This is a genomic window from Streptomyces sp. NPDC045778, from assembly GCF_056431945.1.
Genome location: NZ_JBWKJZ010000023.1, coordinates 63,307 through 85,374 on the forward strand (window position 1 = coordinate 63,307; position 22,068 = coordinate 85,374).

20 protein-coding genes are annotated in these 22,068 nt (G+C 71.4%); 19 read left to right on the plus strand and 1 reads right to left on the minus strand.

The window, feature by feature from the left end; genetic code table 11:
• The first annotated feature begins 93 nt into the window (after window positions 1-93).
• From AC07GB_RS26975 to nusB, 13 genes are all read left to right on the plus strand, one after another.
• Window positions 94-534 (plus strand): DUF948 domain-containing protein, encoded by a 441-nt coding sequence (locus tag AC07GB_RS26975; protein ID WP_478849750.1) that lies wholly within the window; start codon window positions 94-96, stop codon window positions 532-534.
• A gap of 7 nt (window positions 535-541) precedes the next feature.
• A complete protein-coding gene (locus AC07GB_RS26980; RefSeq protein WP_478849752.1) occupies window positions 542-895 on the plus strand; it encodes a DUF6167 family protein in 354 nt (117 codons plus the stop codon).
• The gene (gene alaS, locus AC07GB_RS26985; protein WP_478849754.1) at window positions 895-3,564 is read left to right on the plus strand and encodes an alanine--tRNA ligase; all 2,670 of its coding nucleotides are present in this window, start codon (window positions 895-897) and stop codon (window positions 3,562-3,564) included. Before AC07GB_RS26980 ends, alaS begins: the two co-directional genes overlap by 1 nt.
• Window positions 3,564-4,037, plus strand: a complete 474-nt coding sequence (gene ruvX / locus AC07GB_RS26990; protein WP_478849756.1) for a Holliday junction resolvase RuvX — start codon at window positions 3,564-3,566, stop codon at window positions 4,035-4,037. The genes alaS and ruvX overlap by 1 nt, the downstream gene beginning before the upstream one ends.
• A gap of 125 nt (window positions 4,038-4,162) precedes the next feature.
• On the plus strand, window positions 4,163-5,824 hold the full coding sequence (gene mltG / locus AC07GB_RS26995) for an endolytic transglycosylase MltG (protein WP_478849758.1): 1,662 nt from the start codon (window positions 4,163-4,165) through the stop codon (window positions 5,822-5,824).
• Window positions 5,805-6,647, plus strand: coding sequence for a shikimate dehydrogenase (locus tag AC07GB_RS27000; RefSeq protein ID WP_478849760.1), 843 nt, complete (start codon window positions 5,805-5,807; stop codon window positions 6,645-6,647). Before mltG ends, AC07GB_RS27000 begins: the two co-directional genes overlap by 20 nt.
• Window positions 6,648-6,794: 147 nt before the next feature.
• A complete protein-coding gene (gene aroC, locus AC07GB_RS27005; protein ID WP_478849762.1) occupies window positions 6,795-7,979 on the plus strand; it encodes a chorismate synthase in 1,185 nt (394 codons plus the stop codon).
• 53 nt (window positions 7,980-8,032) lie between these two features.
• Window positions 8,033-8,515, plus strand: coding sequence for a shikimate kinase (locus AC07GB_RS27010; protein ID WP_478849903.1), 483 nt, complete (start codon window positions 8,033-8,035; stop codon window positions 8,513-8,515).
• Complete coding sequence (gene aroB / locus AC07GB_RS27015) at window positions 8,512-9,603, plus strand: 3-dehydroquinate synthase (protein ID WP_478849764.1); 1,092 nt, start codon at window positions 8,512-8,514, stop codon at window positions 9,601-9,603. Before AC07GB_RS27010 ends, aroB begins: the two co-directional genes overlap by 4 nt.
• A 158-nt stretch (window positions 9,604-9,761) precedes the next feature.
• The gene (locus AC07GB_RS27020; protein ID WP_478849766.1) at window positions 9,762-10,739 is read left to right on the plus strand and encodes an AAA family ATPase; all 978 of its coding nucleotides are present in this window, start codon (window positions 9,762-9,764) and stop codon (window positions 10,737-10,739) included.
• 138 nt (window positions 10,740-10,877) lie between these two features.
• Window positions 10,878-11,978, plus strand: coding sequence for an aminopeptidase P family protein (locus AC07GB_RS27025; protein ID WP_478849768.1), 1,101 nt, complete (start codon window positions 10,878-10,880; stop codon window positions 11,976-11,978).
• Between the two features lie 46 nt (window positions 11,979-12,024).
• Window positions 12,025-12,591: an elongation factor P gene (gene efp / locus AC07GB_RS27030; protein ID WP_138958567.1), complete on the plus strand. Its 567-nt coding sequence runs from the start codon at window positions 12,025-12,027 to the stop codon at window positions 12,589-12,591.
• Window positions 12,592-12,593: 2 nt separating this feature from the next.
• A complete protein-coding gene (nusB, locus tag AC07GB_RS27035) occupies window positions 12,594-13,025 on the plus strand; it encodes a transcription antitermination factor NusB (protein WP_478849770.1) in 432 nt (143 codons plus the stop codon).
• Between the two features lie 182 nt (window positions 13,026-13,207).
• Here the strand turns inward: nusB and bldD are convergent, their stop codons facing one another.
• Window positions 13,208-13,708, minus strand: coding sequence for a transcriptional regulator BldD (gene bldD, locus AC07GB_RS27040; RefSeq protein ID WP_016638847.1), 501 nt, complete (start codon window positions 13,706-13,708; stop codon window positions 13,208-13,210).
• A gap of 240 nt (window positions 13,709-13,948) precedes the next feature.
• On the opposite strand from bldD, the gene pyrR reads away from it, so the two are divergent.
• The 6 genes from pyrR (at window position 13,949) to carB (ending at window position 22,034) form a co-directional block, all read left to right on the plus strand.
• Complete coding sequence (pyrR, locus tag AC07GB_RS27045) at window positions 13,949-14,524, plus strand: bifunctional pyr operon transcriptional regulator/uracil phosphoribosyltransferase PyrR (RefSeq protein WP_478849771.1); 576 nt, start codon at window positions 13,949-13,951, stop codon at window positions 14,522-14,524.
• Window positions 14,525-14,644: 120 nt separating this feature from the next.
• A complete protein-coding gene (locus AC07GB_RS27050) occupies window positions 14,645-15,622 on the plus strand; it encodes an aspartate carbamoyltransferase catalytic subunit (protein ID WP_478849773.1) in 978 nt (325 codons plus the stop codon).
• 5 nt (window positions 15,623-15,627) lie between these two features.
• Window positions 15,628-16,914, plus strand: coding sequence for a dihydroorotase (locus AC07GB_RS27055; RefSeq protein ID WP_478849775.1), 1,287 nt, complete (start codon window positions 15,628-15,630; stop codon window positions 16,912-16,914).
• On the plus strand, window positions 16,911-17,540 hold the full coding sequence (locus AC07GB_RS27060; protein WP_478849777.1) for a PH-like domain-containing protein: 630 nt from the start codon (window positions 16,911-16,913) through the stop codon (window positions 17,538-17,540). The genes AC07GB_RS27055 and AC07GB_RS27060 overlap by 4 nt, the downstream gene beginning before the upstream one ends.
• Window positions 17,537-18,721: a glutamine-hydrolyzing carbamoyl-phosphate synthase small subunit gene (gene carA / locus AC07GB_RS27065; protein ID WP_478849779.1), complete on the plus strand. Its 1,185-nt coding sequence runs from the start codon at window positions 17,537-17,539 to the stop codon at window positions 18,719-18,721. Before AC07GB_RS27060 ends, carA begins: the two co-directional genes overlap by 4 nt.
• The gene (carB, locus tag AC07GB_RS27070) at window positions 18,714-22,034 is read left to right on the plus strand and encodes a carbamoyl-phosphate synthase large subunit (RefSeq protein ID WP_478849781.1); all 3,321 of its coding nucleotides are present in this window, start codon (window positions 18,714-18,716) and stop codon (window positions 22,032-22,034) included. Before carA ends, carB begins: the two co-directional genes overlap by 8 nt.
• Window positions 22,035-22,068: the final 34 nt, after the last annotated feature.

Genomic DNA, 22,068 nt, shown 5'->3' on the forward strand with positions numbered 1-22,068 from the left:
GAGCCGGGGCCCCGGCGCGATAGGGTCGGAGCACGACTTTTCGACGTTCGACGACCCTGGAAACCAGGGCGGTGTCTCAGGGAGCGGTGCACAGTGTCCGGTGGAGAGGTGGCCGGGATCCTGGTGGCCGTCTTCTGGGCGATTCTGGTCTCCTTCCTGGCGGTGGCGCTGGCGAGGCTGGCGCAGACGCTCAGGGCGACCACCAAGCTCGTCGCGGACGTGACCGAGCAGGCGGTGCCGCTCCTCGCGGACGCGTCGACGGCGGTGCGCTCCGCGCAGACCCAGATCGACCGCGTGGACGCCATCGCCTCCGACGTCCAGGAGGTCACGTCGAACGCGTCGGCGCTGTCGACCACCGTGGCCTCCACCTTCGGCGGCCCCCTGGTCAAGGTCGCGGCGTTCGGCTATGGAGTGCGCCGGGCCATCAGTCGTAAGGAAGTGCCCGCCAAGCCGTCCCGTCGTACGGTGATCGTGGGCCGCACCCTCCCGTCGGCACGGCGGGGCAAGCGGAACAACAGGGACAAGAGGGACTGACGCAGCGATGTTCCGACGTACGTTCTGGTTCACCGCGGGCGCTGCCGCCGGGGTCTGGGCCACCACCAAGGTCAACCGCAAGCTGAAGCAGCTCACCCCGGAGAGCCTCGCCGCGCGGGCCGCCGACAAGGCCGTCGAGGCCGGGCACCGGCTCAAGGACTTCGCGCTCGACGTCCGCGACGGCATGGCCGAGCGGGAGGCGGAGCTGGGCGACGCCCTCGGTCTGAACGCCCCGGTCGACCCCGAGCTGCCGGCCCAGCGCCGCCTCGCCCTCGTCGAGCCGGCCACCAAGAAGAACCCCAAGTCCCTCGCGAAGACGACGGACACGACGTACTCGTACAACCGGAATGAGGACCACTGATGGAGTCGGCTGAAATCCGTCGTCGCTGGCTGAGCTTCTTCGAGGAGCGTGGGCACAAGGTCGTGCCGTCGGCGTCACTGATCGCGGACGACCCGACGCTGCTCCTCGTCCCCGCGGGCATGGTGCCCTTCAAGCCCTACTTCCTGGGGGAGACCAAGCCGCCCGCCCCGCGCGTCACCAGCGTCCAGAAGTGCGTGCGCACGCCGGACATCGAAGAGGTCGGCAAGACCACCCGGCACGGCACGTTCTTCCAGATGTGCGGCAACTTCTCCTTCGGTGACTACTTCAAGGAAGGCGCGATCAAGCTCGCCTGGGAGCTGCTCACCTCACCCCAGGACAAGGGCGGTTACGGCCTGGACCCGGAGAAGCTCTGGATCACCGTCTACAAGGAGGACGACGAGGCGGAGCGCATCTGGCGCGACGTGGTCGGCGTCCCCGCCGAGCGCATCCAGCGCCTGGGCATGGGCCCGAACTTCTGGTCCATGGGCGTCCCCGGCCCCTGCGGCCCCTGCTCCGAGATCAACTACGACCGCGGCCCCGAGTTCGGCGAGGAGGGCGGCCCCGCGGTCAACGACGAGCGCTACGTGGAGATCTGGAACCTGGTCTTCATGCAGTACGAGCGCGGCGCGGGCCAGGGCAAGGAGGACTTCCCGATCCTCGGCGACCTGCCGTCGAAGAACATCGACACGGGTCTCGGCCTGGAGCGTCTCGCGATGATCCTCCAGGGCGTACAGAACATGTACGAGACCGACACCCTGCGCGTCGTCATCGACAAGGCCACCGAGCTGACCGGCGTGCGCTACGGCGCCGAGCACGGCTCGGACGTCTCGCTGCGCGTGGTCGCCGACCACATGCGCACCTCCGTGATGCTCATCGGCGACGGCGTGACGCCCGGCAACGAGGGCCGTGGCTACGTCCTGCGTCGCATCATGCGCCGCGCCATCCGCAACATGCGCCTGCTCGGCGCCACCGGTCCCGTCGTCGCCGAGCTGGTCGACACGGTCATCAAGACCATGGGCGAGCAGTACCCGGAGCTGCTCACCGACCGCAAGCGCGTCGAGACCGTCGCGCTCGCCGAGGAAGCCGCCTTCCTCAAGGCCCTCAAGGGCGGCACGAACATCCTCGACACCGCCGTCACCGAGACCAAGGCCGCCGGTTCCACCGTGCTGCCCGGCGACAAGGCGTTCCTGCTCCACGACACCTGGGGCTTCCCGATCGACCTCACCCTCGAAATGGCCGCCGAGCAGGGGCTCTCGGTCGACGAGGACGGCTTCCGCCGCCTGATGAAGGAGCAGCGGGAGCGCGCCAAGGCCGACGCCCAGGCCAAGAAGACCGGCCACGCGGACATGGGCGCCTACCGCGAGATCGCCGACAGCTCCGGCGCCACCGACTTCACCGGCTACGCCCTCACCGAGAACGAGGCCGTGATCGTCGGCCTCCTGGTCAACGGCGTCTCCTCGCCCGCCGCCACCGAGGGCGACGAGGTCGAGGTCGTCCTGGACCGCACCCCGTTCTACGCCGAGGGCGGTGGCCAGATCGGCGACACCGGCCGCATCCGCCTGGACAGCGGCGCCGTCATCGAGGTCCGCGACGTCCAGAAGCCGGTGCCGGGCGTGCACGTCCACAAGGGCGTCGTGCAGGTCGGCGAGGTCACGGTCGGCGCCCCCGCGTGGGCCTCGATCGACGCCCACCGCCGCCGCGCCATCGCCCGCGCCCACTCCGCCACGCACCTCACGCACCAGGCGCTGCGCGACGCCCTCGGCCCGACGGCCGCCCAGGCCGGTTCCGAGAACCAGCCGGGCCGCTTCCGGTTCGACTTCGGCTCGCCGTCCGCCGTGCCCACGGCCGTGATGACGGACGTCGAGCAGCGGATCAACGAGGTCCTCGCGCGCGAGCTGGACGTCCAGGCCGAGGTCATGTCCCTGGACGAGGCCAAGAAGGCCGGGGCCATCGCCGAGTTCGGCGAGAAGTACGGCGAGCGCGTGCGCGTGGTGACCATCGGCGACTTCTCCAAGGAGCTGTGCGGCGGCACCCACGTGCACAACACCGCCCAGCTGGGTCTGGTGAAGCTGCTGGGTGAGTCCTCCATCGGCTCCGGCGTGCGCCGCATCGAGGCCCTGGTCGGCGTGGACGCGTACAACTTCCTGGCCAAGGAGCACACGGTCGTCGCCCAGCTCCAGGAGCTGGTCAAGGGCCGCCCCGAGGAGCTGCCCGAGAAGATCTCCGGCATGCTCGCCAAGCTGAAGGACGCCGAGAAGGAGATCGAGAAGTTCCGCGCGGAGAAGGTCCTCCAGGCCGCCGCCGGTCTCGCCAAGGGCGCCAAGGACGTCCACGGCGTCGCCCTGGTCACCGGCCAGGTCCCGGACGGCACCGGGGCCGACGACCTGCGCAAGCTGGTCCTCGACGTGCGCGGCCGCATCCCCGGCGACCGCCCGGCCGTGGTCGCCCTGTTCACCTCGGCCAACGGCAAGCCGCTCACGGTCATCGCCACCAACGAGGCCGCGCGCGAGCGCGGTCTCAAGGCCGGCGACCTGGTCCGCACCGCGGCCAAGACCCTCGGCGGCGGTGGCGGCGGCAAGCCGGACGTCGCCCAGGGCGGCGGTCAGAACGTGGCGGCCGTCGGTGACGCCATGGCCGCCGTCGAGCGTCTCGTCGGCGAAACCGCCTGATGAGTTCCGTCAGACGAGGCCGCCGTCTCGCCTTCGACGTCGGGGACGCCCGGATCGGGGTCGCCTCGTGCGACCCCGACGGGATCCTCGCGACGCCGGTGGAGACGGTGCCCGGCCGGGACGTCCCGGCCGCCCATCGCCGCCTTCGCCAGCTCGTCGAGGAGTACGAGCCCATCGAGGTCGTCGTCGGACTCCCTCGCTCCCTCAAGGGGGGCGAGGGCCCGGCCGCCGTCAAGGTCCGTGCCTTCGCCCAGGTGCTCGCCGCCGGGATCGCCCCCGTTCCGGTGAGGCTCGTGGACGAGAGGATGACCACAGTGACGGCCAGTCAGGGCCTGCGCGCCTCCGGGGTGAAGTCCAAAAAGGGCAGGTCTGTGATCGATCAGGCCGCGGCGGTCATCATCCTCCAGCAGGCCCTGGAGTCCGAACGGGCGTCAGGCGAGGCTCCGGGTGAGGGCGTCGAAGTGGTCATCTGATCGCGATACGGTAACGTTCCGCGCGGTGCGGCGGCGTTCGAACAGCCGCCGCGCAGCATCAAGAGACGGAACGGTTGCCCTGGGATCCAGGCAGCGGCCCCCGCCTCGCGGCTCGTAGGGGATCGATGACTGAGTATGGCCGGGGCCCAGGCTCCGAACCGTGGCATCCGGAGGACCCGTTGTACGGGGACGGCGGATGGGGAGGGCAGCAGGCCGGGAACGGCCAGCCCCCCTACGGCGGCCAGGGGCAGTACCACCCGCAGCAGCCGCAGCAGGCCCACCCCCAGCAGCCGTACGGCGAGTGGGACGCGGGACAGCAGCAGTCCTACGGCCACCAGCAGGGGTACGACCCCCACCAGGCGCAGTACAACGGCGACCCCCAGCCGCACGACGGCTGGAACACCGGCCGGCCGGGCCAGGTCCCCTACGGCGGCGACCCGGCCGACCCCTACGGGCAGCAGCCCGCCGCGTACGGCGAGGAGCGCCCCGACCTCTACGGCACGCCCGAGGCGTACCCGCCGCCCGAGCCGCCGGGCCGGCGCCGCCCCGCCCCCGAGCCCGACCACGAGACCGGCTGGGATCCCGGCCCCGACCAGGGCGAGCACGCGTTCTTCGCGGGCGGCGACGAGGACGAGGACCAGGAAGAGGCGGGCCGCGGCAGCCGGAGCGAGCGCCGCGGCCGCGGCGGCAAGAAACCCAAGAAGCGGCGGAACGGCTGCGCCTGCCTGGTCGTGGCCGCGGTGTTCGCGGGCGGCATCGGCGGGGTCGGGTACTTCGGCTACCAGTTCTACCAGGATCGTTTCGGCACGGCCCCCGACTACGCGGGCGACGGCACCGACGCCAAGGCGACGGTCACGATCGACAAGGGCGCCACCGGCGGCGCGATCGGCCAGGTGCTCAAGGACGCCGGAGTCGTCAAGAGCGTCGACGCGTTCGTCTCCGCGCAGGGCAAGAATCCCGACGGGCAGAAGATCCAGGCGGGCGTCTACACGCTGAACAAAGAGATGTCGGCCGCCTCCGCCCTCGAAATGATGCTCAACCCGAAGAGCCGCAACAACCTCATCATTCCGGAAGGCAAGCGGAATGGGTGGGTGTACAAGAAGATCGACGAGCGGCTCGAACTCGACGAGGGCACGACGAAGAACATCGCCCTCAAGAACTGGAAGCAGCTCGGCCTTCCCCAGTGGGCCGCCGCCCATGTGGGCAGCAAGGTCAAGGACCCCTTGGAAGGCTTCCTCTACCCCTCCAGCTATCCGGTGGCCAAGGGTCAGAAGCCCGAGGACGTCCTGAAGAAAATGGTCGCCCAAGCCACCGAGGAATACGACGAGTTGGGCGTCGAGGCCAAGGCCAGGGAGCTGAAGCTCAAGAACCCGTTCGAGCTGATCACGGTCGCGAGCCTGGTCCAGGCCGAGGGCAAGACGCATGAGGACTTCCGCAAGATGGCGGAGGTCATCTACAACCGCCTGAAGCCCGGCAACATGGAGACGGTCGGTTTTCTCCAGTTCGACTCGACCTTCAATTACCTGATGGGTCAGAGCAAGATCAAGATCAGCGAGAGCGAGATCAAGACCAATCCCGACCCGTACAACACGTACAAGCACACGGGACTGCCGCCCGGCCCCATCGGAAATCCGGGAGAGGTGGCGCTGAAGGCGGCGCTCAACCCGACGACGGACGGCTGGCTCTACTTCGTCGCCACCGACGGCATGAACAAGACCGAATTCGCCAAGACCCACTCCGAATTCTTGAAGCTGAAGGACAAGTTCAATGCGAGCACAGGCGGCTGAGGCCCGGCACCGGGCGGCCGTACTCGGATCGCCCATCGCCCACTCCCTCTCCCCGGTGCTGCACCGCGCCGCGTACCAGGAGCTGGGCCTCGCCGAGTGGCGTTACGACCGCTTCGAGGTCGACGAGGCGGCGCTGCCCGGCTTCGTCGAGCGGCTCGGGCCCGAGTGGGCGGGGCTCTCGCTGACGATGCCGCTGAAGCGTGCCGTGATGCCGCTGCTCGACGAGGTCAGCGAGACCGCCGCGTCCGTGGAGGCTGTCAACACGGTCGTGCGCGCGGACGACGGGCGGCTCGTCGGTGACAACACCGACATCCCCGGCATGGTCGCGGCGCTGCGCGAGCGCGGCATCGAGCAGGTCGAGTCCGCCGCGATCCTGGGCGCGGGCGCCACCGCGTCGTCCGCCCTCGCCGCGCTCGCGCGGATCTGCACCGGCGAGGTCGTCACGTACGTCCGCAGTGCGGAGCGCGCCGCCGAGATGCGGCAGTGGGGCGAGCGGCTCGACATCGAGGTGCGCACCGCCGACTGGGCGGACGCCGAGGAGGCGCTGCGGGCGCCCCTGGTGATCGCCACCACCCCCGCGGGCAGCACGGACGCCCTGTCCCACGCCGTGCCCGAGCGGCCCGCCACGCTCTTCGACGTGCTCTACGACCCGTGGCCCACCGACCTCGCGGCCCGCTGGTCGGCGTACGGCGGGGCCGTCGTCAGCGGCCTGGACCTGCTCGTGCACCAGGCCGTCCTGCAAGTCGAGCAGATGACCCGGCACTCGCCCGCGCCGCTTGACGCCATGCGCAAGGCGGGCGAACAGGCGCTGGCCGCGCGCTGAGCCGCGGCCCGGACTTGCCCATCCCGTGTCCGCGGACCGGACCGGGGCCGGGGCGGGGCGCCGGACGTGGGAGGATCAGGGGAGGCGGGCCAGGCCGCGCACCCGGTCGCGCCGTCGCAGTTCCAGGCGCGAGCAGGAGGAGCACCGTTGAGCAGGTTGCGCTGGCTGACCGCGGGGGAGTCCCACGGCCCCGCACTCGTCGCGACGCTGGAGGGGCTTCCCGCCGGCGTGCCGATCACCACGGAGATGGTGGCGGACCACCTGGCCCGGCGCCGCCTCGGCTATGGACGCGGCGCCCGGATGAAGTTCGAGCGTGACGAGGTCACCTTCATCGGCGGCGTGCGGCACGGCCTGACCATGGGTTCGCCCGTCGCGGTCATGGTGGGCAACACCGAGTGGCCCAAGTGGGAGCAGGTCATGGCGGCCGACCCCGTCGACCCGGCCGAGCTGGCGGAGCTGGCGCGCAACGCGCCGCTGACCCGCCCCCGCCCCGGCCACGCCGACCTCGCGGGCATGCAGAAGTACGGTTTCGAGGAGGCCCGGCCCATCCTGGAGCGCGCCTCCGCCCGCGAGACCGCGGCCCGTGTCGCGCTCGGCGCGGTGGCCCGCTCGTACCTGAAGGAGACGGCCGGGATCGAGATCGTCTCCCACGTCGTGGAGCTGGCGAAGGCCAAGGCCCCGTACGGGGTGTACCCGACGCCCGCCGACGTGGAGCGCCTGGACGCCGACCCCGTGCGCTGCCTGGACGCCGACGCGTCGAAATCGATGGTCGCGGAGATCGACCAGGCCCACAAGGACGGCGACACCCTCGGCGGCGTCGTCGAGGTGCTCGCGTACGGGGTACCGGTGGGCCTCGGCTCGCACGTGCACTGGGACCGCCGTCTGGACGCGCGCCTGGCCGCGGCCCTGATGGGCATCCAGGCGATCAAGGGCGTCGAGGTCGGCGACGGCTTCGAGCTGGCCCGGGTGCCCGGCTCGCAGGCACACGACGAGATCGTCTCCACGGACGACGGCATCAAGCGCACCACCGGCCGCTCCGGCGGCACCGAGGGCGGTCTGACCACGGGTGAGCTGCTGCGCGTCCGTGCCGCGATGAAGCCGATCGCGACGGTGCCGCGCGCGCTGGCCACGGTCGACGTCGCCACCGGCGAGGCCACGAAGGCCCACCACCAGCGCTCCGACGTGTGCGCGGTCCCGGCCGCCGGGATCGTCGCCGAGGCGATGGTCGCCCTCGTCCTCGCGGACGCGGTCGCGGAGAAGTTCGGCGGTGACAGCGTGCCGGAGACCCGGCGCAACGTGACGTCGTACCTCGACCACCTCCAGATCCGGTGAGCGGTCAGGGAACGGAAGGCGCCCACGCGCCGCGCGTCGTGCTCGTCGGGCCCATGGGCTCCGGCAAGTCCACCGTCGGCGGGCTGCTCGCCGAGCGGCTCGGCCTGCCCTACCGCGACACCGACGCCGACATCGTCACGGCCCAGGGCCGCGAGATCTCCGACATCTTCGTCGAGGACGGCGAGGAGCACTTCCGCGCCCTGGAGCGCGCGGCGGTGCGCGTCGCCGTCGCCGAGCACGAGGGAGTCCTCGGCCTCGGCGGCGGCGCGATCCTCGACGAGGGCACCCGGTCGCTGCTGCGCGGCCTGCCCGTCGTCTACCTCTCGATGGACGTCGAGGAGGCGGTCCGCCGCGTCGGCCTCGGCGCCGCCCGGCCGCTGCTCGCCGTCAACCCGCGCAAGCAGTGGCGCGAGCTGATGGAAGCACGCCGCCACCTGTACGAAGAAGTCGCCCGTGCCGTGGTCGCCACCGACGGCCGGACCCCCGAGGAGGTCGCGGAAGCGGTCCTCGACGCCCTGGAGTTGACAGAAGCATGAGTGAGGCAGTGACGCGGATCCCCGTCGGCGGCACGGCGGGCACGGACCCGTACGAGGTGCTCGTCGGGCGCCGGCTGCTCGGCGAGCTGGGCGGCCTGATCGGCGACTCGGCCAAGCGCGTGGCCGTCATCCACCCCGAGGCGCTCGCCGACACCGGCGACGCGCTCCGCCAGGACCTGGCGGACCAGGGGTACGAGGCCGTGGCCATCCAGGTGCCCAACGCCGAGGAGGCCAAGACCGCCGAGGTCGCCGCCTACTGCTGGAAGGCGCTCGGCCAGTCCGGCTTCACCCGCACCGACGTGATCGTCGGCGTGGGCGGCGGCGCCAGCACCGACCTCGCCGGCTTCGTGGCGGCGACCTGGCTGCGCGGGGTGCGCTGGATCGCGATCCCCACGACCGTGCTCGCCATGGTCGACGCGGCGGTCGGCGGGAAGACCGGCATCAACACCGCCGAGGGCAAGAACCTGGTGGGCTCCTTCCACCCGCCCGCGGGCGTGCTCTGCGACCTCGCGGCGCTCGACTCGCTGCCGGTGAACGACTACGTCTCCGGACTCGCGGAGATCATCAAGGCCGGGTTCATCGCGGACCCCGTGATCCTCGACCTGATCGAGGCCGACCCGCAGGCGGCCCGCACGCCCGAGGGCCCGCACACCGCCGAGCTGATCGAGCGCTCCATCAGGGTCAAGGCCGACGTCGTCTCCGGCGACCTCAAGGAGTCCGGCCGGCGCGAGATCCTCAACTACGGCCACACCCTGGCGCACGCCATCGAGAAGAACGAACGCTACAAGTGGCGGCACGGCGCGGCCGTCGCCGTGGGCATGCACTTCGCGGCCGAACTCGGCCGACTGGCCGGGCGGTTGGACGACCGGACGGCGGACCGGCACCGCACGGTCCTGGAGTCCGTCGGCCTGCCCCTGAGCTACCGCTACGACCAGTGGCCCAAGCTCCTGGAGACGATGAAGGTCGACAAGAAGTCGCGTGGCGACCTGCTGCGCTTCATCGTCCTCGACGGCCTCGGCAAGCCGACGGTCCTGGAGGGGCCGGATCCCGCGGTGCTGCTCGCCGCGTACGGCGAGATCGCCGACTGACCGTTCGCCCCGCCCGCGCGCGGGCGGGGCGAAACAAGCCACGGGCACTTCGGCGCCGTCCCGGCCGTTCACACAACGTCGGCCGGGGACGGTACCGTTCAATGCGGGTGGCCCCGCCGCCCGTACCAGGTCAGTCGCACGAGACGGAGTGGCACCGGATGCAGCACACCGTGGGGTCTCCGCTGCCGCCGCCCCCTCAGCCGGGGCACGGACCGGCCACCGGCTGGACGACGGCCGCCCACCACCCGAGCGCCCCGCACCCGGGCGCGATGCCCGTCGGCGCGCCCGCGCCGGGCTTCGCCGCCACCTCCTCCGGCCCCGCGCCGCACCCCGGGGGCCGCGCCCCCCTGCCGAGCGCGGCGCACGCCCCAGGGGCCCCGCAGGCCCCCGGCGCCCCGCACGCCCCGGTGGCCCCCCACACCCCGGGCGGAGCGCCCCACCCCCACGCGGCCCCGCACGCCGCGCACCAAGCCCCGGCGCCGCCCGTCCGCGACACCACGAGCCACATCCAGCTCCCGCCCGGCGGCCCCGTCGCCGTGCCCAGCCCGCCTCCCGGCCCGGCCCCCGCCGACACGGGCTCCACGACCCTCGCCGTGCTCCTCATCGGCCCCGCGGGCGCGGGCAAGACCAGCGTCGCCAAGTACTGGGCCGAGCACCGCCGCGTGCCGACGGCCCACATCAGCCTCGACGACGTCCGCGAATGGGTGCGCTCCGGCTTCGCCGACCCCCAGACGGGGTGGAACGACAACTCCGAGGCGCAGTACCGCCTCGCCCGCCGCACCTGCGGCTTCGCCGCCCGGAACTTCCTGGCCAACGGGATCTCCTGCGTTCTCGACGACGCCGTCTTCCCCGACCGCCCGGTCGTCGGCCTCGGCGGCTGGAAGCGGCACGTGGGCCCGGGCCTGCTGCCCGTCGTCCTGCTCCCCGGCCTGGAGATCGTCCTGGAGCGCAACGCCCAGCGCTCGGGCAACCGCCGCCTCACGGACGAGGAGGTGGCCCGCATCCACGGCCGCATGGCCGGCTGGTACGGCTCGGGCCTACCCATCATCGACAACTCCCAGCTCGACGTCCCCGCCACGGCCAGCCTCCTGGACGAGGTCCTGACCAGGGCTCTCACCAGCCCGCCGAAGTGGTAGACCCGGGCCGCAAGGCGCGGACGCGGGCGCCTTCGCGCCGTCAACCACCGCGTCCCCACCCCCTCGTACGCGCGGCGCCGACGCCCGGTCGGACGCGCTGAACCGGCCCCGGCAGGGGCGCGCTCTTAGGCTCGCCCCATGTCAGAGGTGTACGCGGCACGGCGGGAGCGGCTCAGACAGCGGTGCGCGGGCGGTGGCGCGGCCCTGGTGTCGCGGCCCGCGAACATCCGCTATCTCGCGGGCGCGGCGCCCACCGGGGCCGCCCTCCTGCTCGGCGGGCCCGAGGACGTCCTGCTGTGTCCGCGGCCGCCGGGCGACGAGGACGGTCCTGAGCGGCCCGACGCCGAGCTGCGCACCCGGGTCCTGGACACACCGGACGGGGACGCCGCCGTCGCGGGGGCCGGGCAGGCGGCGGCGCAGGGCGCGGAGTCCCTCGCCGTCGAGGAGCACCATCTGAGCGTGGCCCGGCACCGGGCCCTGGCGTCCGTGGCGCCCCGGCTCCGCCTGGTCGACCTCGCGCGCGGCGTGGAGCAGCTGCGCCTGGTCAAGGACGAGGAGGAGATCTCCTGTCTGCGGATCGCGGCGGAGATCGCCGACCAGGCCCTCGGGGAGCTTCTGGAGTCGATCCTGGTGGGGCGCACCGAGCGTCATCTCGCCCTGGAGCTGGAGCGGCGCCTCGTCGACCACGGCGCGGACGGCGCCGCCTTCCCGACCTCCGTGGCCACCGGGCCGCACTCGGGTCGCGGCGGCCACCGCCCCACCGACCGGCGCGTGGAGGAGGGGGACTTCCTGTCCGTGTGCCTCGGCGCCGCGTACCGCGGATACCGCAGCGAGGTCGGGCGGACCTTCGTGATCGGGACCTCTCCCGCGGACTGGCAGATCGAGCTGTACGACGTCGTCTTCGCGGCGCAGCGGGCCGGGCGTGAGGCCCTCACACCCGGCGCCGCCTGCCGGGACGTGGACCGCGCGGCCCGGCTCGTGCTTGCGGGCGCCGGGTACGCGGAGGGCCTCCCCGCACGCACCGGACACGGTGTGGGGCTCGAAATCAGTGAGGACCCGCAGTTGGCGCCCGCGGCCATGGGTAAACTGGACGCTTGCGTGCCGGTCACCGTCGAACCGGGGGTTCACCTCCCGGGCCGGGGCGGGGTCCGGATCGATGACACGCTCGTCGTCCGCTGCGAGGCGGACGGCGGACCCGAGCTACTCACCATCACGACCAAGGAGCTGCTCGCGCTGTAGCGCGTGCGCCGGGGTCGTCCACGTCAGTCCAGGAGATTCCGCAACCGTGGCTTCCACGAACGACCTCAAGAACGGCATGGTGCTCAAGCTCGACGGGGGCCAGCTCTGGTCCGTCGTCGAGTTCCAGCACGTCAAGCCCGGCAAGGGCCCTGCCTTCGTGCGCACCAAGCTGAAGAACGTGCTCTCCGGCAAGGTCGTCGACAAGACGTTCAACGCCGGCGTCAAGGTCGAGACGGCCACTGTCGACAAGCGCGACATGCAGTTCTCGTACATGGACGGCGAGTACTTCGTCTTCATGGACATGGAGACCTACGACCAGCTGCACATCGACAAGAAGGCCGTCGGCGACGCCGCGAACTTCCTGATCGAGGGCTTCACCGCCACGGTCGCGCAGCACGAGGGCGAGGTGCTCTTCGTCGAGCTGCCCGCCGCCGTCGAGCTGACGATCCAGGAGACCGAGCCGGGCGTCCAGGGTGACCGCTCCACCGGTGGCACCAAGCCCGCCATCCTGGAGACCGGCCACCAGATCAACGTGCCGCTGTTCATCACCACCGGCGAGAAGATCAAGGTCGACACCCGCGACAGCGGCTACCTCGGCCGGGTGAACAGCTAACCGTGGCCGCCCGTAACACGGCCCGCAAGCGCGCCTTCCAGATCCTCTTCGAGGCCGACCAGCGTGGCGTCGACGTGCTCACCGTGCTCGCGGACTGGGTGCGCCACTCGCGGACCGACACCCGGCAGCCGCCGGTGAGCGAGTACACGATGGAGCTGGTCGAGGGCTACGAGCAGTACGCGGCCCGCATCGACGAGCTGATCTCCCAGTACGCCGTGGGATGGACGCTCGACCGCATGCCGGTCGTCGACCGGAACATCCTGCGGCTCGGCGCGTACGAACTGGTCTGGGTGGACGGCACGCCCGACGCCGTCGTCCTCGACGAGGCCGTTCAGCTCGCCAAGGAGTTCTCGACCGATGATTCGCCCGCTTTCGTGAATGGGCTGCTCGGTCGGTTCAAGGACCTCAAGCCGGGTCTTCGCCGGGACGCATAGCGCCAGTTCGTTTTCGCGGTACCCCGGAGGGCCCGCGGCCAATACGGCCGCGGGCCCTCCGGGGTTTTTTCCGTACGGTGAAATCCACCGGGCATGACAAAGCCGCCGGGGTGGCCGGAAACCCTCTCTGGGTTTCCGGCCACCCCGGCGGCACGTTTCTGCGGGAATCGCCCGTGACGGGCTCAGACCTCTTCGTGAGCCACGGCGCGGCGCGCGTCGGCGTCCAGGACGCCCCAGCTGATCAGCTGCTCGGTGAGCACCGACGGCGACTGGTCGTAGATGACGGCGAGGGTGCGCAGGTCGTCCTGGCGGATGGAGAGCACCTTGCCGTTGTAGTCACCGCGCTGCGACTGGATCGTGGCGGCATACCGCTGGAGCGGGCCCGCCTTCTCCGCGGGGACGTGGGCGAGGCGCTCCAGGTCCAGGACCAGCTTGGGCGGCGGCTCGGCGGCGCCGCCGGGCGGGGTGCCGGGCAGCAGTTCCTGCACCGGAACGCCGTAGAAATCCGCCAGCTCGGCGAGGCGCTGCACGGTCACGGCGCGGTCGCCGCGCTCGTACGACCCCACCACGACCGCCTTCCAGCGACCCTGGGACTTCTCCTCGACACCGTGGAGGGAAAGGCCCTGCTGGGTACGGATGGCGCGGAGCTTGGCCCCGAGCTGTTTGGCGTATTCGCTGGACATATAGCTCCCCGGACGCTGTGACAACGTGCGGCTCCGCCGCGCTGCTGGTGACTCACTGTGAGGTTACGCAGCGTTACTTGGCTGCGTCAAGCCGAATGGGTCCGAGGACCCCTTCCGAGGGGGAGGTGACGGCCCGCGTTGCCGTTGCTGGTACCGTGAAAGACGCTGTAGGCGCCGACTGGCGCATATTAGACGTCCTTTAAAGTCCGTCCCGTGAGGCGGAGAAGGAGGTCCGTTTTCATGGACACGCATGCCTCCGGTGTGCCGCGGCCCGTTCTCGAAGGCCCGGACATCGCACGGGTGTTGACCCGTATCGCCCACGAAATCGTGGAGCGCGCCAAGGGCGCGGACGACGTGGTGCTGCTCGGCATTCCGACCCGCGGCGTCTTCCTCGGCAGGCGGCTCGCCGCCAAGCTCGAGGAGATCACCGGCCGCAAGGTCCCCGTCGGCTCCCTCGACATCACGATGTACCGCGACGACCTGCGCATGCACCCGCCGCGCGCGCTCGCCCGCACCGAGATCCCCGGTGACGGCATCGACGGCCGCCTGGTCGTCCTCGTCGACGACGTGCTGTTCTCCGGCCGCACCATCCGCGCCGCCCTCGACGCCCTGAACGACATCGGCCGCCCGCGCGCGGTGCAGCTCGCCGTCCTCGTCGACCGCGGCCACCGAGAACTGCCCATCCGCGCCGACTACGTCGGCAAGAACCTCCCGACGTCGCTGCGGGAGACGGTCAAGGTCCAGCTCGCCGAGGAGGACGGCCGCGACGCCGTGCTGCTCGGTGCCAAGCCGACCACCGCGGCCGGCGAGCAGTAGCCCGCCCCGTACCGGTACCGGACCCGTCGGGTCCGTACTGACGCGCGCCCGCGCGTCCGCTGCCCGGCCCAGGGACCTCCCCAGGCCTCCGCACACCTGAAATCCCACGGAGCCCACCCGATGATGCGACACCTCATCTCGGCCGCCGACCTCACCCGCGACGACGCCGTCCTCATCCTCGACACCGCCGAGGAGATGGCCCGCGTCGCCGACCGGCCGATCAAGAAACTGCCGACGCTGCGCGGCCGTACCGTCGTCAACCTCTTCTTCGAGGACTCGACCCGCACCCGGATCTCGTTCGAGGCCGCCGAGAAGCGGCTGTCCGCCGACGTCATCAACTTCAGCGCCAAGGGGTCGAGCGTCTCCAAGGGGGAGTCCCTGAAGGACACCGCGCAGACCCTGGAGGCCATGGGGGTCGACGCCGTCGTCATCCGGCACGGGGCCTCCGGCGCGCCGTACACACTCGCGAACTCCGGCTGGGTCGACGCGGCCGTCATCAACGCAGGTGACGGCACCCACCAGCACCCCACGCAGGCCCTGCTCGACGCCTTCACCATGCGCCGCCGCCTCGTGGGCCGCGACATCGGCATCGGGCAGGACCTGAGCGGCAAGCGGATCACGATCGTCGGGGACGTGCTGCACAGCCGCGTCGCCCGCTCCAACGTCGACCTGCTGCACACCCTCGGCGCCGAGGTCACCCTCGTCGCCCCGCCCACCCTGGTGCCGGTCGGGATCGGGCACTGGCCGTGCGAGGTCTCGTACGACCTGGACCGCGTCCTGCCGAAGTCCGACGCGGTGATGATGCTGCGCGTCCAGCGCGAGCGCATGAACGCGGCGTTCTTCCCGACCGAGCGCGAGTACTCGCGCCGCTACGGCCTCGACGGCGACCGCATGGCCAAGATGCCCGACCACGCGATCGTGATGCACCCGGGCCCGATGGTCCGCGGCATGGAGATCACCGCCGAGGTCGCCGACTCCGACCGCTGCACGGTCGTCGAGCAGGTCGCCAACGGCGTCTCCATCCGCATGGCCGTCCTCTATCTGCTGCTCGGCGGCCAGGAGCCCGCCGTCACCCACACCCGTACCGAGGAGAAGTAAAAGTCATGAGCAAGATCCTTATCCGTGGTGCGCGGGTGCTCGGCGGCGAGCCGCAGGACGTGCTGATCGACGGCGAGACGATCGAGGCCGTGGGCGCGGGGCTGAGCGCCGAGGGCGCCACCGTCGTCGAGGCCGACGGCAAGGTCCTCCTGCCGGGCCTGGTCGATCTGCACACCCATCTGCGCGAGCCCGGCCGCGAGGACTCCGAGACCGTCCTCACCGGCACCCGCGCGGCCGCCAGCGGCGGCTACACGACGGTGTTCGCGATGGCCAACACCTTCCCGGTCGCCGACACCGCGGGCGTCGTCGAGCAGGTCTGGCGGCTCGGCAAGGAGTCCGGCTACTGCGACGTGCAGCCCATCGGCGCCGTCACCGTCGGCCTCGAGGGCAAGAAGCTCGCCGAGCTGGGCGCCATGCACGAGTCGGCCGCCGGGGTCACCGTCTTCTCCGACGACGGCAAGTGCGTCGACGACGCGGTGATGATGCGGCGTGCCCTGGAGTACGTGAAGGCGTTCGGCGGCGTCGTCGCCCAGCACGCCCAGGAGCCGCGGCTCACCGAGGGCGCCCAGATGAACGAGGGCGTCGTCTCCGCGGAGCTGGGGCTCGGCGGCTGGCCCGCCGTCGCCGAGGAGTCGATCATCGCCCGGGACGTGCTGCTCGCCGAGCACGTCGGCTCCCGGGTGCACATCTGCCACCTGTCCACGGCCGGCTCCGTCGAGATCGTGCGCTGGGCCAAGTCCCGCGGCATCGACGTCACCGCCGAGGTCACCCCGCACCACCTGCTCCTCACCGACGAGCTGGTCCGCTCCTACAACCCGGTCTACAAGGTCAACCCGCCGCTGCGCACGGAGGCCGACGTCATGGCGCTGCGTGAGGCCCTGGCCGACGGCACCATCGACATCGTCGCCACCGACCACGCCCCGCACCCGCACGAGGACAAGGACTGCGAGTGGGCCGCGGCGGCCATGGGCATGGTGGGCCTGGAGACCGCCCTCTCGGTCGTCCAGCACACGATGGTCGACACCGGCCTGCTCACCTGGGCCGGGGTCGCGGACCGGATGTCCGCCAAGCCCGCCGAGATCGGGCAGGCGCGCGGCCAGGGCCGTCCGGTGGCGCCCGGCGAGCCCGCCAACCTCACCCTCGTCGATCCGGCATACCGTGGAGAGGTGGACCCCGCGGGCTTCGCCTCCCGGAGCCGCAACACCCCCTACGAGGGCCGTGAGCTTCCGGGACGCGTCACGCACACCTGGCTCCGGGGTCGGGCCACGCTCGTCGACGGGAAGCTTCAGTGACCGCAACGCATCTGCTCACCTCCTCCGCCCTGCCCCAGCTGGCCGCCGACGAGAAGTCCGCGCAGGTCACCGACTGGGCCGCGCGGGCCGGCTGGGTCGTCGGAATCCTGCTCTTCATCGCGCTCGTCTACTGGCTGATGCGCGAGGGCTGGAAGTGGCGCGGCACCCTCCAGAGCGACCTGCCCGACCTCGCCGAGGCGCCGTCCGAGCCCGGTGCGACGAAACTTGAGCTGACCGGCCGCTACCACGGCTCGACCACCGCGGGCCAGTGGCTGGACCGCATCGTGGCGCACGGCCTGGGCACCCGCAGCCGCGTGGAGCTGACCCTCACCGAGGCGGGCCTGGACGTCGTCCGCCCCGGGGCGCGGGACTTCTTCATCCCGAAGCAGGCCCTGCGCGAGGCCCGGCTCGACAAGGGCATCGCGGGCAAGGTCCTCACCGAGGGCGGCCTGCTGATCGTCACCTGGGCGCACGGCGACAAGCTGATCGACTCCGGCTTCCGCTCCGACCACGCCGCGGAGCAGGCCGACTGGGTCGAGGCCCTGAACAACATGATCGACAACACCGAGATCGACGGCACCGGTGCCGGGATCCACAGCACGACGGAAACGGAAGGCGCACGATGACGACCTCCACTCAGGGGAACGCCTCGCAGAGGAAGGCGGCGCCTCCCGCTGTACTCGTCCTGGAGGACGGCCGAGTCTTCCGCGGGCGTGCCTACGGGGCCGTGGGGGAGACCTTCGGCGAGGCCGTCTTCTCCACCGGCATGACCGGCTACCAGGAGACCCTCACCGACCCCTCGTACCACCGTCAGGTCGTCGTGATGACCGCGCCGCACGTCGGCAACACCGGTGTCAACGACGAGGACCCCGAGTCGCAGCGGATCTGGGTCGCCGGTTACGTGGTCCGCGACCCCGCCCGGGTGCCCTCCAACTGGCGCTCCCGGCGCTCCCTCGACGAGGAGCTGCGGCGCCAGGGCGTCGTCGGCATCAGCGGCGTCGACACCCGCGCCCTCACCCGCCACCTGCGCGAGCGCGGCGCCATGCGCGTCGGTGTCTTCTCCGGCGACGCGATCGCCCCCGACGCCGAACTGCTCGCCCAGGTGCAGGCGCAGCCGCAGATGAAGGGCGCGAACCTCTCCGCGGAGGTCGCCACCAAGGAGACGTACGTCGTCCCGGCGATCGGCCCCGGCGGCGAAGCCCTGCCCATCGGCGCCGCGCGCTTCACCGTCGCCGCCGTCGACCTCGGCATCAAGGGCATGACCCCGCACCGCATGGCCGAGCGCGGCATCGAGGTGCACGTCCTGCCCGCCACCGCGACCGCGGAGGACGTCTACGCCGTCAACCCCGACGGCGTGTTCTTCTCCAACGGCCCCGGCGACCCGGCGACCGCCGACGGCCCCGTCGCCCTCATGCGGGAGGTCCTGGAGCGCGGGACGCCGCTGTTCGGTATCTGCTTCGGCAACCAGATCCTCGGCCGCGCCCTCGGCTTCGGCACGTACAAGCTGAAGTACGGCCACCGCGGCATCAACCAGCCCGTGCAGGACCGCACCACGGGCAAGGTCGAGGTCACCGCGCACAACCACGGCTTCGCCGTCGACGCGCCGCTCGACCGGGTCTCCGACACCCCCTTCGGACGCGCCGAGGTCTCCCACGTGTGCCTCAACGACCAGGTGGTGGAGGGGCTCCAGCTCCTCGACCGGCCCGCGTTCAGCGTCCAGTACCACCCCGAGGCGGCCGCCGGCCCGCACGACGCCGCGTACCTCTTCGACCGTTTCACTTCCCTGATGGAGGGCCAGCGTGCCTAAGCGCACCGATATCCAGTCCGTCCTGGTCATCGGCTCCGGCCCGATCGTCATCGGCCAGGCCGCGGAGTTCGACTACTCCGGGACCCAGGCGTGCCGCGTCCTCAAGTCCGAGGGCCTGCGCGTCATCCTCGTCAACTCGAACCCGGCGACGATCATGACCGACCCGGAGATCGCCGACGCCACGTACGTCGAGCCGATCACCCCGGAGTTCGTCGAGAAGATCATCGCCAAGGAGCGCCCCGACGCGCTCCTGCCCACCCTCGGCGGCCAGACCGCGCTCAACACCGCCATCTCCATGCACGAGCAGGGCGTCCTGGAGAAGTACGGCGTCGAACTGATCGGCGCCAACGTCGAGGCGATCAACAAGGGCGAGGACCGCGACCTCTTCAAGGCGGTCGTCGAGGCCGTCCGCACGAAGATCGGCCACGGCGAGTCCGCACGCTCCGTGATCTGCCACTCCATGGACGACGTCCTCAAGGGCGTCGACGAGCTGGGCGGCTACCCGGTCGTCGTGCGCCCCTCCTTCACCATGGGCGGCGCAGGATCCGGCTTCGCGCACAACGAGGACGAGCTGCGCCGCATCGCGGGCCAGGGCCTCACGCTCTCGCCGACCACCGAGGTGCTCCTGGAGGAGTCCATCCTCGGCTGGAAGGAGTACGAGCTGGAGCTGATGCGCGACAAGAACGACAACGTCGTGGTCGTCTGCTCCATCGAGAACTTCGACCCGATGGGCGTGCACACCGGCGACTCGATCACCGTCGCGCCCTCGATGACCCTCACCGACCGCGAGTACCAGATCCTGCGGGACGTCGGCATCGCGATCATCCGCGAGGTGGGCGTCGACACCGGCGGCTGCAACATCCAGTTCGCGGTCAACCCGGTCGACGGCCGCGTGATCGTCATCGAGATGAACCCGCGCGTCTCGCGGTCCTCCGCGCTCGCGTCCAAGGCCACCGGCTTCCCGATCGCGAAGATCGCCGCGAAGCTGGCCGTGGGCTACACGCTCGATGAGATCCCCAACGACATCACCGAGAAGACCCCGGCCTCCTTCGAGCCGACACTCGACTACGTGGTCGTCAAGGCACCGCGCTTCGCCTTCGAGAAGTTCCCGCAGGCCGACTCGACGCTGACCACGACCATGAAGTCGGTCGGCGAGGCCATGGCCATCGGCCGCAACTTCACCGAGGCCCTGCAGAAGGCGCTGCGCTCCCTGGAGAAGAAGGGCAGCCAGTTCTCCTTCACCGGCAGGCCCGGCGACAAGTACACGCTGCTGCGCGCCGCCGTGCGCCCCACCGACGGCCGCATCAACACCGTCATGCAGGCCATCCGCGCCGGCGCCACGCCGCAGGAGGTCTTCGACGCCACGAAGATCGACCCGTGGTTCGTCGACCAGCTCTTCCTCATCAAGGAGATCGCGGACGAGCTGACCGCCGCCGACGACCTCACCCCGGAGCTGCTCGGCGAGGCCAAGCGGCACGGCTTCTCCGACGCGCAGATCGCCGAGATCCGCGGACTGCGCGAGGAGGTGGTGCGCGAGGTCCGGCACGCCCTGGGCGTCCGCCCGGTCTACAAGACGGTCGACACCTGCGCCGCCGAGTTCGCCGCGAAGACGCCGTACTTCTACTCCTCCTACGACGAGGAGTCCGAGGTCGCGCCGCGCGAGAAGCCCGCGGTGATCATCCTCGGCTCGGGCCCGAACCGCATCGGCCAGGGCATCGAGTTCGACTACTCCTGCGTGCACGCCTCCTTCGCGCTCAGCGACGCGGGCTACGAGACCGTCATGGTCAACTGCAACCCGGAGACCGTCTCCACCGACTACGACACCTCCGACCGGCTCTACTTCGAGCCGCTCACCCTGGAGGACGTCCTGGAGATCGTCCACGCCGAGTCCCTCGCGGGCCCGGTCGCGGGCGTCGTCGTCCAGCTCGGCGGCCAGACCCCGCTCGGCCTCTCGCAGGCCCTGAAGGACAACGGCGTCCCGGTCGTCGGCACCCCGCCCGAGGCCATCCACGCCGCCGAGGACCGCGGCGCCTTCGGCCGCGTGCTCGCCGAGGCGGGCCTGCCCGCGCCCAAGCACGGCACCGCCACCACCTTCGCCGAGGCCAAGGCCATCGCCGACGAGATCGGCTACCCGGTGCTCGTGCGGCCCTCGTACGTGCTCGGCGGCCGCGGCATGGAGATCGTGTACGAGGAGGCCCGCCTCCAGGCGTACATCGCCGAGTCCACCGAGATCAGCACCGACCGCCCGGTCCTCGTCGACCGCTTCCTCGACGACGCCATCGAGATCGACGTGGACGCGCTCTACGACGGCCACGAGCTGTACCTGGGCGGCGTCATGGAGCACATCGAGGAGGCCGGGATCCACTCCGGCGACTCGGCGTGCGCGCTGCCCCCCATCACGCTCGGCGGCCACGACATCAAGCGCCTGCGCACCTCCACGGAGGCCATCGCCAAGGGCGTCGGCGTGCGCGGCCTGATCAACATCCAGTTCGCCATGGCCGGGGACATCCTCTACGTCCTGGAGGCCAACCCGCGCGCCTCGCGCACCGTGCCCTTCACCTCGAAGGCCACCGCGGTGCCGCTGGCCAAGGCCGCCGCCCGCATCTCGCTCGGCGCGACTATCGCCGAGCTGCGCGCCGAGGGCCTCCTGCCGGCCACCGGCGACGGCGGAGAGCTGCCGCTCGACGCGCCGATCTCCGTCAAGGAGGCCGTGATGCCGTGGTCGCGCTTCCGCGACATCCAGGGCCGCGGCGTCGACACCGTGCTCGGCCCGGAGATGCGCTCCACCGGCGAGGTCATGGGCATCGACTCCGTCTTCGGCACGGCGTACGCCAAGTCGCAGGCGGGCGCGTACGGGCCGCTGCCCACCAAGGGCCGCGCCTTCATCTCCGTCGCCAACCGCGACAAGCGCTCGATGATCTTCCCGGCGCGCGAGCTGGTCGCGCACGGCTTCGAGCTGCTCGCCACGTCCGGCACGGCCGAGGTCCTCAAGCGCAACGGCATCAACGCCACGGTCGTGCGCAAGCAGTCCGAGGGCGAGGGCCCGAACGGCGAGAAGACCATCGTCCAGCTGATCCACGACGGCCAGGTCGACCTCATCGTCAACACGCCGTACGGCACCGGAGGCCGCCTCGACGGCTACGACATCCGCACCGCGGCCGTCGCCCGGTCCGTGCCGTGCCTGACGACGGTCCAGGGCCTCGCCGCCGCGGTCCAGGGCATCGACGCGCTCCACCACGGGGGAGTGGGCGTCCGTTCGCTCCAGGAACACGCACAGCACCTGACGGCCCTTTCCGCGGACCGCGACCAGTAGCCCACGAGGGGGACACCGGAAACGGTGTCCCCCT